Source organism: Agrococcus jenensis (assembly GCF_003752465.1).
Lineage (GTDB): Bacteria > Actinomycetota > Actinomycetes > Actinomycetales > Microbacteriaceae > Agrococcus > Agrococcus jenensis.
Map to the genome: position 1 here is coordinate 1,910,186 of NZ_RKHJ01000001.1, position 14,384 is coordinate 1,924,569.

The 14,384-nt window shown below is 73.5% G+C and carries 14 protein-coding genes; 11 read left to right on the top strand and 3 right to left on the bottom strand.

The features are described from left to right. Positions 1–29 precede the first annotated feature (29 nt). The 5 genes from EDD26_RS09420 (at position 30) to rbfA (ending at position 6,502) form a co-directional block, all read left to right on the top strand. Positions 30–1,793 (top strand): proline--tRNA ligase, encoded by a 1,764-nt coding sequence (locus EDD26_RS09420; RefSeq protein WP_123697484.1) that lies wholly within the window; start codon positions 30–32, stop codon positions 1,791–1,793. 52 nt (positions 1,794–1,845) lie between these two features. After that, the gene (gene nusA / locus EDD26_RS09425; protein WP_123697485.1) at positions 1,846–2,835 is read left to right on the top strand and encodes a transcription termination factor NusA; all 990 of its coding nucleotides are present in this window, start codon (positions 1,846–1,848) and stop codon (positions 2,833–2,835) included. Between the two features lie 39 nt (positions 2,836–2,874). Then, entirely contained in the window at positions 2,875–3,153 is a 279-nt protein-coding gene (locus EDD26_RS09430) for a YlxR family protein (protein WP_123697486.1), read from the top strand. A 72-nt stretch (positions 3,154–3,225) separates the two neighbouring features. Further along, positions 3,226–6,000, top strand: coding sequence for a translation initiation factor IF-2 (infB, locus tag EDD26_RS09435; protein ID WP_123697487.1), 2,775 nt, complete (start codon positions 3,226–3,228; stop codon positions 5,998–6,000). Between the two features lie 64 nt (positions 6,001–6,064). Further along, the gene (gene rbfA / locus EDD26_RS09440) at positions 6,065–6,502 is read left to right on the top strand and encodes a 30S ribosome-binding factor RbfA (protein WP_123697488.1); all 438 of its coding nucleotides are present in this window, start codon (positions 6,065–6,067) and stop codon (positions 6,500–6,502) included. Between the two features lie 4 nt (positions 6,503–6,506). On the opposite strand, the gene EDD26_RS09445 is transcribed toward rbfA, so the two are convergent. After that, a complete protein-coding gene (locus tag EDD26_RS09445; RefSeq protein ID WP_123697489.1) occupies positions 6,507–7,922 on the bottom strand; it encodes an RNB domain-containing ribonuclease in 1,416 nt (471 codons plus the stop codon). Positions 7,923–8,103: 181 nt separating this feature from the next. Further along, positions 8,104–8,976, bottom strand: coding sequence for an HhH-GPD family protein (locus EDD26_RS09450; protein WP_123697490.1), 873 nt, complete (start codon positions 8,974–8,976; stop codon positions 8,104–8,106). Positions 8,977–9,016: 40 nt separating this feature from the next. Here EDD26_RS09450 and EDD26_RS09455 point away from each other — a divergent pair, with 40 nt between their 5' ends. Further along, entirely contained in the window at positions 9,017–9,718 is a 702-nt protein-coding gene (locus EDD26_RS09455; protein WP_123697491.1) for a nucleoside/nucleotide kinase family protein, read from the top strand. Positions 9,719–9,800: 82 nt separating this feature from the next. On the opposite strand, the gene EDD26_RS09460 is transcribed toward EDD26_RS09455, so the two are convergent. Further along, positions 9,801–10,805 carry a ketopantoate reductase family protein gene (locus EDD26_RS09460; RefSeq protein ID WP_123697492.1) on the bottom strand — a complete coding sequence of 335 codons (1,005 nt, stop codon included), beginning with the start codon at positions 10,803–10,805 and terminating at the stop codon, positions 9,801–9,803. Positions 10,806–10,903: 98 nt separating this feature from the next. Here EDD26_RS09460 and EDD26_RS09465 point away from each other — a divergent pair, with 98 nt between their 5' ends. From EDD26_RS09465 to EDD26_RS09485, 5 genes are all read left to right on the top strand, one after another. Beyond that, positions 10,904–11,614 (top strand): 4a-hydroxytetrahydrobiopterin dehydratase, encoded by a 711-nt coding sequence (locus tag EDD26_RS09465; RefSeq protein ID WP_170165599.1) that lies wholly within the window; start codon positions 10,904–10,906, stop codon positions 11,612–11,614. A 9-nt stretch (positions 11,615–11,623) separates the two neighbouring features. Next, entirely contained in the window at positions 11,624–12,529 is a 906-nt protein-coding gene (truB, locus tag EDD26_RS09470; RefSeq protein WP_123697494.1) for a tRNA pseudouridine(55) synthase TruB, read from the top strand. Beyond that, positions 12,526–12,897, top strand: a complete 372-nt coding sequence (locus tag EDD26_RS09475) for a hypothetical protein (protein WP_123697495.1) — start codon at positions 12,526–12,528, stop codon at positions 12,895–12,897. The genes truB and EDD26_RS09475 overlap by 4 nt, the downstream gene beginning before the upstream one ends. Positions 12,898–13,010: 113 nt before the next feature. Next, positions 13,011–13,349, top strand: coding sequence for a hypothetical protein (locus EDD26_RS09480; protein ID WP_245990082.1), 339 nt, complete (start codon positions 13,011–13,013; stop codon positions 13,347–13,349). Further along, positions 13,346–14,296, top strand: a complete 951-nt coding sequence (locus EDD26_RS09485) for a bifunctional riboflavin kinase/FAD synthetase (RefSeq protein WP_211333851.1) — start codon at positions 13,346–13,348, stop codon at positions 14,294–14,296. The genes EDD26_RS09480 and EDD26_RS09485 overlap by 4 nt, the downstream gene beginning before the upstream one ends. Positions 14,297–14,384: the final 88 nt, after the last annotated feature.

Here is a 14,384-nt window from a genome sequence, read left to right on the forward strand (position 1 = left end):
CGACACCGGCGAGTCCCTAGACTCGCAGGGTGATCCGCCTCTCCGAGCTCTTCTTCACCACCCTCCGCGAGGACCCGGCCGAGGCCGAGGTCGCGAGCCACCGGCTGCTCCTGCGCGCGGGCTACATCCGCCGCGCCGGCGCCGGGCTCTACTCGTGGTTGCCGCTCGGCCTGCGCGTGCGCCGCAACATCGAGCGGGTCGTGCGCGAGGAGATGGAGGCCGCCGGCGCGCAGGAGGTGCTGTTCCCCGGACTGCTGCCGCGCGAGCCCTACGAGCGCACCGGCCGCTGGACCGAGTACGGCGACGGCATCTTCCGCCTGCAGGACCGCAAGGGCGCCGATCACCTGCTCGCCCCCACGCACGAGGAGGTCTTCACGCTGCTCGTGCAGGACCTCGTCTCGAGCTACAAGGCGCTGCCGCTGACGATCTTCCAGATCCAGGACAAGTACCGCGACGAGGCGCGGCCCCGCGCGGGACTGCTGCGGGCGCGCGAGTTCACGATGAAGGACGCCTACTCGTTCGACGTCGACGACGCCGGCCTCGACGCCTCCTACCAGCGCCAGCGCGACGCCTACGAGCGCATCTTCCAGCGCCTCGGCCTCGAGTACGTGATCGTCTCGGCCGACGCGGGCGCGATGGGCGGCTCGAAGTCCGAGGAGTTCCTGCACCCGACGCCCGTCGGCGAGGACACGATCGTGCGCTCGGCCGGCGGCTACGCCGCGAACGTCGAGGCGTTCGAGACGGTCGCGCCCGAGCCGCTCCCCATCGAGGGCCAGCCCGCGGCGGTCGTGCGCGACACCCCCGACACGCCCACGATCGACACCCTCGTCGCCGACGCGAACGCGCGCTTCCCGCGCGAGGACGGCCGCGCCTGGACGGCGGCGGACACGCTGAAGAACGTCGTGCTGCGGCTCACGCACGTCGACGGCAGCCGCGAGCTCGTCGTCATCGGCCTGCCGGGCGACCGCGAGGTCGACCAGAAGCGCGTCGAGGTGGCGTTCCAGCCCGCCGACGTCACCGCGGCCGACGAGGACGACTTCACGGCCAACCCGGGCCTCGTGAAGGGCTACATCGGGCCGTGGTCGCCCGCCGGCGCGGTGCTCGGCGAGGAGGCCGCCACCGGCATCCGCTACCTGCTCGACAAGCGCGTCGTCGACGGCTCGAGCTGGATCACCGGCGCGAACGAGCCGGGCAAGCACGTCTTCGGGCTCGTCGCGGGCCGCGACTTCGCGGGCGACGGATGGGTCGAGGCGGCCGACGTGCGCCCCGGCGACCCCGCGCCCGACGGCTCCGGTCCCGTCACGCTCGAGCGCGGCATGGAGGTCGGCCACGTCTTCCAGCTCGGCCGCAAGTACGCCGAGGCGCTCGGCCTCAAGGTGCTCGACCAGAACGGCAAGCTCGTCACCGTCACGATGGGTTCGTACGGCATCGGCGTCACGCGCAACCTCGCGGCGATCGTCGAGCGGTCGCACGACGAGAAGGGCATCATCTGGCCGCGCGAGATCGCGCCGTTCGACGTGCACGTCGTCGCGACCGGCAAGGACGCGCGCGCCTTCGAGGTCGCCGAGACCGTGATCGCGGGCCTCGAGGCGCGCGGGCTCGAGGTGCTCTTCGACGACCGCCCCAAGGTCTCGCCGGGCGTCAAGTTCGGCGACGCCGAGATCATCGGCGTGCCGCAGATCGTCATCGTCGGCCGCGACGCGCACGAGGGGCTCGTCGACGTCTGGGACCGGGCGACGGGGGAGCGGCAGCAGGTCGCGCTCGACGCGCTGGAGGAGGCGCTGGGGCGCTAGACTGATCGGTCGGCATCGGATGCCGGATGGACGCGGAACAAGGAGCCCACAAGTGAAGATCGATCTGACCGTGCTGAAGACCGTCGAGCGCGAGCGGGATATCTCCTCGGACGCCCTGATCCACATCATCGAGCAGGCGATCCTGCAGGCGCACCTCCGCTCGGGCGAGAAGCACGATGCCGCGGCGCCGCAGCCGCGCGTCGAGGTCGACCGCGCGACCGGCGAGGTGACGCTCTTCGAGCCCGAGCTCGACGAGGACGGCAACCGCATCGGCGAGTCGGTCGCGACGACCGAGGACTTCAGCCGCATCGCCGCATCCGCCGCGAAGCAGGTCATCTTCCAGGCGCTGCGCGACAAGAGCGACGAGACCGTGCTCGGCGCCTACAAGGACCGCGAGGGCGACATCATCGCCGGCGTCGTCCAGCAGGGCACGAACCCGCGCATGGTGCACGTCAAGCTCGGCGACGACATGGAGGCGCTGCTGCCGCCCGAGGAGCAGGTGCCGGGCGCCGAGTACAAGCACGGCCAGCGGATGCGCGTCTACATCACGAAGGTCGAGCGCGGCCAGCGCGGTCCGCAGGTCACCGTGAGCCGCACCCACCCGTCGCTCGTGCGCCGGCTCTTCGCGCTCGAGGTGCCCGAGATCGCCTCCGGCGCCGTCGAGATCGTCGCGATCGCGCGCGAGGCCGGCCACCGCACGAAGATCGCCGTGCGCGCCACCCGTCCCGGCATCAACGCGAAGGGCGCGTGCATCGGCGAGCTCGGCGCCCGCGTGCGCGCGGTGCAGGCGGAGCTCGGTGACGAGAAGGTCGACATCGTCGACTACTCCGAGGACCTGCCCGCCTTCGTCGCGAGCGCGCTGAGCCCCGCGCGGGTGTCGGATGCGTTCATGCTCGACGAGAAGACGAAGGCGGTGCGCGCGCTCGTGCCCGACTTCCAGCTGTCGCTCGCGATCGGCCGGGAGGGCCAGAACGCCCGCCTGGCGGCGAAGCTGACCGGCGCGAAGATCGACATCCAGCCCGACTCGGTCATGGATGAGTGACACGCCCACCTGCGTCCCGGGCGTGTCTGCGCTAGACTGATGAGCATCCGTACGTGCCTTGGCTGTCGCGCGCGCACTGAACCCGCACATCTCGTGCGGATCGTGAGCGCAGGCGGAGCGGCGGTCGTCGATCCCGATCGACGGCTTCCCGGCCGAGGGGCGTGGGTGCATCCGACGCAGCAGTGCGTGGAACGCGCGGTCCGCGCGATCCCGCGGGCGCTGCGCCAGCGCCTGGACACGTCACCCATCGCACGATGGGCCCAGGACGGGCTCGACCCGAGCCCCGACCGAAGGAATGAAAAGCACATGGACAACTGATGAGCAGCTCGAAATGAGACCCGTCAGCAAATGAGTCCGCCCTGTCCTGGGCGGACCAGGACAGGAGAGAACGTGGCAAACCCACGCGTGCACGAGATCGCCGCCGAGCTCGGCGTCGAGAGCAAGGTCGCGATGGCCAAGCTCAAGGAGATGGGCGAGTTCGTCAAGGGACCCGCCTCGGCGATCGCACCCCCGGTCGCCCGCAAGCTGAAGGCCGCCCTGGCGTCCGAGAGCGCGAGCGCACCCGCGGCCGCGGCCCCGAAGGCACCGGCCAAGGCCGCACCGTCGGCGAAGCCGGCATCGGCAACGCCCGCAGCGGCCGCCCCCGCCGCGACCCCGAAGGCTGCGGCTCCCGCGGCCCCGCAGGCCGCGCCGGAACCCGCATCCACCGCGGCGCCCGCGCCGACGCCCGCTCCGAAGGCTGCGCCGGCTCCGGCCGCGCAGACCCCCGCGCCGGCATCGCCCGCACCCGCATCACCCGCATCCGCATCGCCCGCACCCGCATCGCCCGCACCCGCCGCGCCCGCGCAGCAGGGTGACGGCGACAGCGGCAGCAGCATCCCCCGCCCGATGGGTCGCCCCGGCGCACCGCGTCCGGGCAACAACCCGTTCGCGTCCGCGCAGGGCATGGGCCGGCCGCGCGTCGGCAACAACCCGTTCACGAGCAAGGCGGGCCCCGGCGGCCCGCGTCCCGTGGCTCCGCGCCCCGGCGCTCCCCGCCCGGGCGCACCGCGTCCCGGCGCTCCCCGTCCCGGCGCCCCGCGCACCGGCGGCCCCGGCCGACCCGGAGCCGGCGGTCGCCCCGGCGGCGGCTTCCAGCGCCCCGGCGCCGGCGCTCCCGGTCCCGGTGCTCCGGGCCGCGGCGGTCCCGCGTTCGCGGGTCGTCCCGGTGGTGGTGGCCGCGGTCGCGGCGGCACGGCCGGCGCGTTCGGCAAGGGCGGCGCGAAGGGCAAGTCCCGCAAGTCGAAGCGCACGAAGCGGCTCGAGTTCGAGATGCGCGAGGCGCCGTCGATCGGCGGCGTCAAGGTCCGTCGCGGCGACGGCACCACGGTCATCCGCATGCGCCGCGGCGCATCGATCGCGGACTTCGCCGAGAAGATCGACGCGAGCCCCGGTGACCTCGTGACCGTGCTGTTCCACCTCGGTGAGATGGCGACGGCGACGGAGTCGCTCGACGAGGCCACCTTCGAGCTGCTGGGTGCCGAGCTGGGCTACCAGGTCCAGATCGTCAGCCCCGAGGACGAGGACAAGGAGCTCCTGGAGGGCTTCGACATCGACCTCGAGCAGGAGCTCGAGGACGAGACCGACGAGGACCTCGTCTACCGCTCGCCCGTCGTCACGGTCATGGGTCACGTCGACCACGGCAAGACGCGCCTGCTCGACGCCATCCGCGATGCGAACGTCATCGACGGCGAGGCCGGCGGCATCACGCAGCACATCGGCGCCTACCAGGTCTGGAAGGAGCACGAGGGCGAGGACCGCGCGATCACCTTCATCGACACCCCGGGCCACGAGGCGTTCACCGCCATGCGTGCCCGCGGTGCGCAGGTGACCGACATCGCGATCCTGGTCGTCGCGGCCGACGACGGCATCATGCCGCAGACGATCGAGGCGCTGAACCACGCCCAGGCGGCCAACGTGCCGATCGTGGTCGCGGTCAACAAGGTCGACAAGGAGGGGGCGAACCCCGCCAAGGTGCGCCAGCAGCTCACCGAGTACGGCCTCGTCACCGAGGAGTACGGCGGCGACACGATGTTCGTCGACGTCTCCGCGCTCGCCCGCACCGGCATCGAGGAGCTCCTCGAGGCCGTGCTGCTCACCGCAGACGCAGGTCTCGACCTGCGGGCCAACCCCAACAAGGAGGCTCGCGGCGTCGCGATCGAGGCGAGGCTCGACAAGGGCCGCGGCGCCGTGGCGACCGTGCTCATCCAGTCGGGCACGCTGCGCGTCGGCGACGCGATCGTCGCGGGCACGGCCTACGGCCGCGTCCGTGCGATGGTCGACGACCGCGGCGAGCTGGTCCAGGAGGCCGGCCCGTCGATGCCCGTCCAGGTGCAGGGCCTCTCGAGCGTCCCGCGCGCCGGCGACAGCTTCATCGTCACCGAGGAGGACCGCACCGCGCGCCAGATCGCTGAGAAGCGCGAGGCCGTGGAGCGCAACGCGCAGCTGGCGAAGGCCCGCAAGCGCCTGTCGCTCGAGGACTTCAAGCTGGCGCTGGAGCAGGGCAAGGTCGAGACGCTCAACCTCATCATCAAGGGCGACGTGTCGGGTGCCGTGGAGGCGCTCGAGGAGTCGCTCATGAAGATCGAGATCGACGACACCGTCGACCTGCGGATCATCCACCGCGGCGTCGGCGCCGTCACCGAGTCGGACGTGAACCTGGCGACGGTCGACTCGGCCGTCATCATCGGCTTCAACGTGCGCCCCGACCCGAAGGCACGAGAGCGCGCCGCCCGCGAGGGCGTCGACATCCGCTTCTACAACGTGATCTACGCGGCCATCGAGGACGTGGAGAACTCGCTGAAGGGCATGCTCAAGCCGGAGTTCGAGGAGAAGCAGTCGGGCGTGGCGGAGATCCGCGAGGTGTTCCGCTCGTCCAAGTTCGGCAACATCGCCGGCTGCATCGTGCGCTCGGGGACGATCACCCGCAACGCCAAGGCTCGCGTCATCCGCGACGGCGTCGTGCTGGCCGATGGCCTCGCCATCGAGTCGCTGCGCCGCTTCAAGGACGACGTCACCGAGGTCCGCACGGACTTCGAGTGCGGCATCGGCCTCGGCAAGTTCAACGATCTGCAGATCGGCGACGAGATCGAGACCACCGAGATGGTGGAGAAGCCGCGCGTCTGACGCGCAATCGGGTGTGGGGCGACTGCGGTCGCCCCACACCTGTCTCTAGGACCGGAGGAACCACATGGCAGAGAACCCCAGGGCGAGGAAGATCGCCGACCGCATCCACGAGATCACCGTGCGCGCGCTCGAGCACGAGGTGCGCGACCCGCGGCTCGGCTTCGTGACGATCACGGCGGTGCGCATGACGGGCGACCTCCAGCACGCCTCGATCTTCTACACGGTCTACGGGACCGATGAGGAGCGCGAGGAGACCGCGAGGGCACTCACGAGCGCGAAGGGCGTCGTGCGCCGCGAGATCGGCAAGGGCCTGACGCTGCGGCTGACGCCGTCGATCGAGTTCTTCCTCGACGCGCTGCCCGAGAACGCGGCGTCGATCGAGCACCTGCTCGACGAGGCGCGCGTGCGCGACCGCGCCGCGCAGGAGGCGGCCGCCGCCGCGCAGTACGCGGGCGACGCCGACCCCTACAAGAAGCCGCGCGAGATCGACGACGAGGACTGACGGCTCAGCGGACCTCGGCGAAGCGCAGCAGCCGCTCGGCGAGGTCCGCGTCCGTCAGCCGCACGCGGATCCGCGTGCCAGGCTCGGCGTCCGTGTCGCACGCCGCCTCGGTCGGCGGGTCGAGCAGCTGGATCGTCGACCCCTCCTTCCGGGAGTCCACGACCACCGCGTCGAACGTGTCGCCGATGCGCGACCGCAGCACCGCGATCTCCACGACGTCGATCGACTCGCGCTCGAGCCTCGACGCGGCCTGCGCCGACGCCTGCATGATGCCCGGCAGACCCGCGAGCCCCTCGGCGGCCCACGTGGGGATCTCGCGGCCGTTCGCGATCGCCTCACAGTGGGCGAGCGCGTAGCGGTCGACGAGCCGCCGCAGCGGCGCGGTCACGTGCGCGTACGGCGCACCGATGGCCGCCTGCTCGAGCGCCGACGCCTCGGACGCGTCGTCGAGCACCGTGTATGCCGCGCCGCGGAAGAGCCGCCGCGCCGCCTGCAGGATCGCGAGCGTCGTCGGGCGCGCGCGGTCGAGGCGTCGCAGGAACGCGCCGTAGTGCTCGCCGTCGGCCCACTCCTCTCCGATCGCCCGCACCTCGCGACGGAAGCGCTCGACGTCGGCCGCCGGCGGCGTCGGCATCGTCCGCAGGATGCCGCGCTTCGCGCGCAGCTGCAGGTTCGCGGCCTCCATGCCGGTCATGAGCGACAGCTGCGCGTTCCAGCGCTCGACCGGCAGCAGCTCGCGCCGCTCGATGCGGTACTCGTCGCCCTCGCGCACGACCTGCTCCTCCGGCATGTCGAGGCTCGCGCCGCCGCGCTCGGCCTCGAGCGCGATCCGCAGCTCGCCGACCTCGCGCAGCAGGCCCAGCATGGCGTCTCCCGCGTCGATGCGCTGCTGCGCCTCGGCATAGGTCAGCTGCTCGCGGGAGCGCACCCGTGCGCGCTCGAGCGTCGTCGCGACCACGTCGCCGCGCGCATCCAGCCGCATGGTCCAGACGTAGGCGCCCCGCACCTGCCCGGCGAGGAGGCTCGCGACGCCCTCGCTCAGGACCGGCGGGTGCAGCGGCACCCTGCCGTCCGGCGCGTACATCGTCTGGCCGCGGCGGCGCGCCTCGACGTCGATCGGGCCGCCCGGTGCCACGAACGCGGGCACGTCGGCGATCGCGTAGCGCACCACGACCCCGTCGCCGTCGCGCTCGAGGTGGAGCGCCTGGTCGAGGTCGGTCGAGCCCTCGGGGTCGATCGTGACGAACGCGACGCCCGTCTGGTCGGGCTCGGGCAGCGGCGGATCCGCGGCGAGCGCGGCCGCCTCCGCCTCCGCCTCGGGCGGGAGCTCGGCCGTCAGCCCCAGCTCCGCGCGGATCTCGGCGAGGGCGGCGGCGAGCTCGTCGCTCGCCTCGGTCAGACGCGCATGTCGTGCCGGCATGCGCACAACCTAGTAGGGCAGCCTGACGGCCCGCCCCGCCCCGGCCCGCTTCCGCACAACGCAAGCCCGGAGGCGACATCGTGCGGCGGATCCGGCAAGGTGCGGATGCTGGCGCCGGTCGTCGCGCGGGGGCTTGCGTTGTGCGCAGGCGGGCCTGGCACCGCGGGTGGGAGGAGCTCCCTCAGTCCGGGAGGCGGGCCGATCCGTCAGCGCGCACGACGAGGCCGTCGGCGGCGAGCGACGCGAGCGCGCGATCGAGCTGCGCGGCATCGGGCCAGAGGGGCGCCAGCTCGGACTCCGCGAGCGGCACGTCGACCGCGCGGAGCGCGCGCAGCACCGTGCCGCGCGCCTGCCGGTCGCTGCCTGCGAAGGTGCCCTGGCGCGGCGCGCGCCTGCCCTCGTACGCCGGGTAGCCGGCCGCGCGCCACGCGCACGCGTCGGCGATCGGGCACGCATCGCACCTCGGAGCGCGCGCCGTGCAGACGAGCGCGCCGAGCTCCATGAGCGCGATGGAGGTGACGGATGCGTCGGCGGGGGCGTCCGGCAGCAGCGCCTCGACGTCGGCGAGGTCGCGCCTCGCGGTGGGGCCGGCCTCGCCCTGCCCGTGCACCGCGCGGGCGATCACGCGGCGCACGTTCGTGTCGACGACCGGGTGGCGGTCGCCGAAGTGGAAGACGGCGACCGCGCGCGCGGTGTAGTCGCCGATCCCCGGGAGCGCGAGCAGCGCGGCCACGTCGCGCGGCACGTCGCCGCCGTGCCGCTCGACGATGGCCCGCGCCGCGTCCTGCAGCCGCAGCGCCCGGCGCGGGTACCCGAGCGTGCCCCACTGCCGCAGCACCTCGTGCGTGGGCGCGTCTGCGAGGTCGGCGGGCGTCGGCCAGCGCTCGAGCCAGCGGTCGATCTCGACGGCCACGCGCGACACCTGCGTCTGCTGCAGCATGATCTCGCTCACGAGCGTGCCCCACGCGTCGAAGTCGGGCCGGCGCCATGGGAGGTCGCGCGCGTTGTCGCGGTACCAGCCCGCGAGCGCGGCGACGGAGGCGGTCCCGAGCATCCCGCCAGGGTAGACGAGCGAGACCGCCTAGGCTGACGGCATGGTCGACTCCGCCCTCCTGATGAAGGCAGCGTCCTGGACGCCCGAGCAGAAGGCCCTCTACACGAGCCTCGCCGAGCTGCTCGTGCGCCGCAATCCGCGCGGCCGTCGGCTCGTCGCGATCGAGGGCCGCGACGGCGTGGGCAAGACCCGGTTCGCGGATGCCCTGCAGGTCGCGCTCGCGCGCGCCGGCGTCGAGGCGTTCCGCGCGAGCGCCGACGACTTCCACCGGTCGCAGGCGTTCCGCTACCGGCAGGGCCGCGACTCGCCGAAGGGCTACTACGAGGACGCCTTCGACGTCGAGCTGCTCGACCGGGTGCTGCTGCACCCGTTCCGCATGGGCGGCTCGACCGGCTTCATGACGCGCGCGTTCGACCTGCACGCCGACCGCTCGGTCGAGATGGAGTGGCAGACGGCGGGTCCGGATGCGGTGCTCCTCGTCGACGGGGTGTTCCTGCAGCGCCCGGCGCTCGCCGGCAAGTGGCACGCGGTGCTCTACCTCGAGGCCGACGACCGCGTGCGCGGCGAGCGGATGCGCGCTCGCGACGGCGCGCACCCCGACGTGCAGCACGCGTCGCACCGGCGCTACCGCGAGGCGCACGACCACTACGAGCGCACCGTCCGTCCGCGCCAGAAGGCGCTCGTGATCGTCGACAACAGCGACTGGCGGTGGCCGAAGCAGGTCTTCGCCGACACCTGCTGACCAGCTGCTGGTCGAGCCGGTCCGCGCGCGCAGCGCGCTGACCGAGTCGAGACCACGGCGACGGGGCGAGAGGAGCCCAGCGCTACGCGAGCCGCCGCACCACCGACGCCGGCAGGAACCGCCCCGTCCGCTCGACCTCGTGCACGAGCTCGACGAGCGCCGCGTTCACCGGCGCCTCGCGGCCGAGCCGCGCCGCAGCCGCGACGACCGCGCCGTTGATGTGATCGACCTCCGTCGGCTGCCGACGCCGGATCGACTGCTGCGTCGACCCGAGGTTCGGCACGTCGCCGAGCCGCTCCTTGATGCGGAGCGGCACCTGCTGGGCGATCCGCCGGGGTGCGGAGGCGACGATCCGCACCATGAGCGGCGTCAGCCCCTGCAGCGGCTGGAAGCGCACGCCCGAGGCCAGTCCGATCTGCGTCGTCTCCCGCATCGAGGCGAGCATCACGCGGCGCAGCCCCGGGTCGCGGATGACGTCCTGCACCGAGTGCCCGACGATCGCGGGCAGCGCGTTCACCATGTTGATGAGCAGCTTCGTCCACTGGGCGCCCTCGATCGAGGGCGTCTCGCTCGTGGGCAGAGCCTCGCCGAGCACCGCCGCGAACCGCGCCCCTTCGGCGCCGCCGACGATGGTGTCGCCGGCCGCGGTGACCGTGATGACGCCCGGCTCCATGGAGTTCGCCGCCATCAGCGCGATCCCGCCGGCGACGCGACCGTGCCCGAGCAGCTCGGCCGCGGCGAGCTCGCCGCCGAGGCCGTTCTGCACCACGAGCAGCGGCACCCCCGCGAGCCGCGCGTGGTTCGCCTCGATCGCGGCCGCCGCGCCGGTCGCCTTGGTGGCGAGGATCGCGAGGTCGGGTGCGTCCTGCAGCAGCTCCAGGGCCGTGACGCGGGCGGTGTGCAGGCCGAAGGCCCCTCGCAGTCGCAGCCCGTGCGCTCGGACGGCCGCGAGGTGCTCGCCGCGCGCGGTGACGGTCACGTGGTGACCGATGGCATCCAGCCGCGCCGCGATCGTGCCGCCGATCGCCCCGGCGCCGATCACCGCGATGCGCTGCCGCGGCTGCCGCTGGCCGTCCTCGATCGCCATGCCGAGCAGGCTATACGCGCCGCGCTGGCCGGATGTCTGCGGCGCGATCTACGCTTCCACCGGGCCCGTGCGACGGCGTGCGGGGGAGGAGGCTCGCCATGACCGACGGACCCCGGCTGACCGCCAAGCGCTTCCACGAGCATCCCGGCGTCGAGGACTGGCGCGTGCTGTTCTGGGGCGCGCACGCCCACTACGCGTGCGACTCGTTCGCGCAGGCGGTCGAGCTCGCGACCGCCATCGGTGATGTCGCGGCCGCGGTCGGCCACGCGCCCGACGTCGACCTGCGGCCGCGGGGCGTGACGATCCGCACGGCGACACGGCGCGACGGCGGCCTCAGCGCGGCCGACGCGCGCCTCGCCCAGGGCATCTCGGAGGCGGCGCGGCGGCTCGGATGCCGCTCGGATCCCTCGACTCTCATGGTCACCGGCATCGCCGTCGCGCAGGACCGCGGCGCCGACGTGCGGCCGTTCTGGGCGGCCGTGATGGGCTACGACCTGCTCGGCGACGAGGATGCGATCGACCCCCAGCGGCGCAACCCGCACGTCTGGCTGCACGAGCTCGACCCACCCAAGCCGGGCAGGGGCCGCACGCACATCGACATCTCGGTGCCCGCCGACCACGCCGAGGCGCGCGTCGCCGCGGCAGTGGCAGCCGGTGGCCGCATCGTGCGGGAGGAGCCCGGGCGCTGGTGGACGATCGCGTCGCCCGAGAACCACGGCGTCGACATCGCGTCGTGGCCCGACGTGGAGGACTTCGACGAGGACCCGGGCGGCGGCCCCGACGAGGAGCGTCCGCCGACGAGCGACTAGGGTCGACGGGTGCCAGCAGCCCCCGCAGACCCCGACGGCATCCTGCTCGTCGACAAGCCCCAGGGCATCACGAGCCACACCGCGGTGAGCCGCGCGCGACGGGCGCTCGGCACGCGGAAGGTCGGTCACGCGGGCACGCTCGACCCCATGGCGACCGGGCTGCTGATCCTCGGCGTCGGTCCCTCCACGCGGCTGCTGACGCACATGGTCGGGCTCGACAAGACCTACACGGCGACCGTCGCGCTCGGCGCCGCGACCACGACCGACGACGCCGAGGGCGAGGTCACCGCGACGAGGGATGCGTCGCACCTGTCGGAGTCCGACCTCGTCGCGCCGATGGCGGCGCTCACGGGCGACATCGAGCAGGTGCCGTCGTCGGTGAGCGCCATCAAGGTCGACGGCGAGCGCGCGTACGCCCGCGTGCGGGCGGGGGAGCAGGTCGAGCTCAAGGCGCGGCCGGTGACCGTCGCGCGGTTCGAGGTGGTCGCGTTCCGGCCCGGCGCCGTCGCCGAGGCCGACGTCGTCGTCGACTGCTCGAGCGGCACGTACATCCGCGCGCTCGCCCGCGACCTCGGCGCGGCGCTCGGCGTCGGCGGCCACCTGTCGGCGCTCCGCCGCACCCGCATCGGCCCGTTCTCGGTCGACGGCGCGCCCGATGCCGACGCGCTGCCCGAGGCCGCGCGCGACCTGCTGCTGCCGCCCGCCGAGGCGGCCGCCCGCATCCTGCCGGTCGCGACGCTCGACGCCGAGCGCGCCGCCGACCTCGCCAACGGCCGCCGCACCGCTGCCCTCGAGGGGGAGTCTGGCATCGTCGCGGCGGTCCACGGCGACCGGCTCGTCGGCATCGCGCGCGTCGCGGGCCGTCGGCTGCTGCCGGTCACGAACTTCCCGACCGGCACCGGGGGCGCAGCGTGATCAGCTGGCTCATGCTCGCGCAGGCGAGCGCCCTCGGGCTGATCGGCGCGGCCGTGGCCGTGGTCGGCCTCGCGCGCCGCCCGTTCAACGACTGGGTCTTCGCCGGCGCAGCCATCGCGATGCTCACGCTCGTGGTCCAGACCGTCGCGTCGATCATCGCGCCGCTCGCGGGCGCCGGCCCCACCGGCGACCTGCTCGAGTACTGGACCTACCTCATCACCGCGCTCATGATCCCGCCGGCCGCGGTGCTGTGGGCGCTCGTCGACAAGAAGGGCGAGTGGGCGACCCTCGTCGTCGGCGTCGGCATCCTCGCGGTCGCGGTGATGGTCTACCGGATGCACCAGATCTGGTTCGTGCAGGTCGCCTGACCGCCCGCCGCCCGCGAGCGAGCGACCGTGCGAGGACTAGGATCGGACGAGTGAGCGAGCGGAAGCATGCGGGCATCGGCCGGGTCCTCGTGGCCGTCTACGCGGTGCTGGCGATGGCGGCCACCGGGCGCTCGTTCGTGCAGATCGTGCAGCGCTTCGACGAGGCGCCGCTCGCGTACTCGCTGAGCGCCGTCGCCGCCGTCGTCTACCTCGTCGCGACCGTCGCGCTCGCGATGCGGGGCGACGCCTCGCGCACGGTCGCGCTCGCCGCCGTGTGCTTCGAGCTCGTCGGCGTGCTCGTCGTCGGCACGCTCTCGCTGGTCGCGCCCGAGCTCTTCGCGCACGACACCGTCTGGAGCCGCTACGGCATGGGCTACCTGTTCATCCCCGCGGTGCTGCCGTTCCTCGGCCTCTGGTGGCTGCGCGCGAGCCGCGAGCGGGTGACGGCATGAGCGGCATGGCCTGGATCGACGAGCTCGAGTCCGTCCCCTCCGCCATCACGGTCGGCAAGTTCGACGGCGTGCACATCGGCCACCAGCGCATCATCGAGCAGCTGCGCGCGCTCGCCGAGCCCGCTGAGCCGGGCGCGGAGCGGCTGTCGACCACCGTCGTCACGTTCGACCGCAACCCGCTCGAGGTGGTGCGCCCGGACCGCGCGCCGGTGCCGCTGGTCTCGCTCGCCCACAAGGTCGAGCTGCTCCGCGCCGCCGGCGCCGACCGTGTGGTCGTCGTGCCCTTCACGCCCGAGACGGCCGCGCAGCCCGCCCGCGAGTTCGCCGAGCGCGTGCTCTTCGACGGCCTCGGCGCGCGCGTGCTGCTCGTCGGCGACGACTTCCGCTTCGGTGCCCGCGGCGCGGGCGATGCCGCGCTGCTGCGCGAGCTCGCCGAGCCGCGTGGCGCGCGCGTCGAGTCGATCGACGACATCTGCTTCGCCGACGGCCGCCGCGTCTCGAGCACCTGGATCCGGGAGGCGCTCGCGCTCGGCCGCATCGACGAGGCGAACGGGATGCTCGGCCGCCGCCACCTGCTGCGCGGCGACGTGGTGCGCGGCTTCCAGCGCGGCCGCTCGCTCGGCTACCCGACGGCGAACCTCGGCGCCCCGGTCGAGGGGTTCATCCCCGCCGACGGCGTCTACGCCGCCCTCGCGCACGTCGACGCCGGCACCTTCGCCGCCGCCGTCTCGATCGGCGACAACCCCACCTTCGACGGCGTCGCCGCGAAGACCGTCGAGGCGTACCTGCTCGACGTCGACATCGACCTCTACGACCGGCCGATCGCGCTCGAGCTCGTCGACTTCGTGCGCCCGATGCACCGCTTCGAGAGCCTCGACCAGCTCATCGCGCAGATGGGCCGCGACGTCGAGCGGACGCGCGAGCGCATCACCGCCGCGACCGCCTGAGCATCGACCGTCGTCGCCCCGGCGAGCGCCCTCGGCGTCGCAGGGAGGGCGGGCTCGGCCGGTAGACTGCCCTGCACCCGCAAGCCGC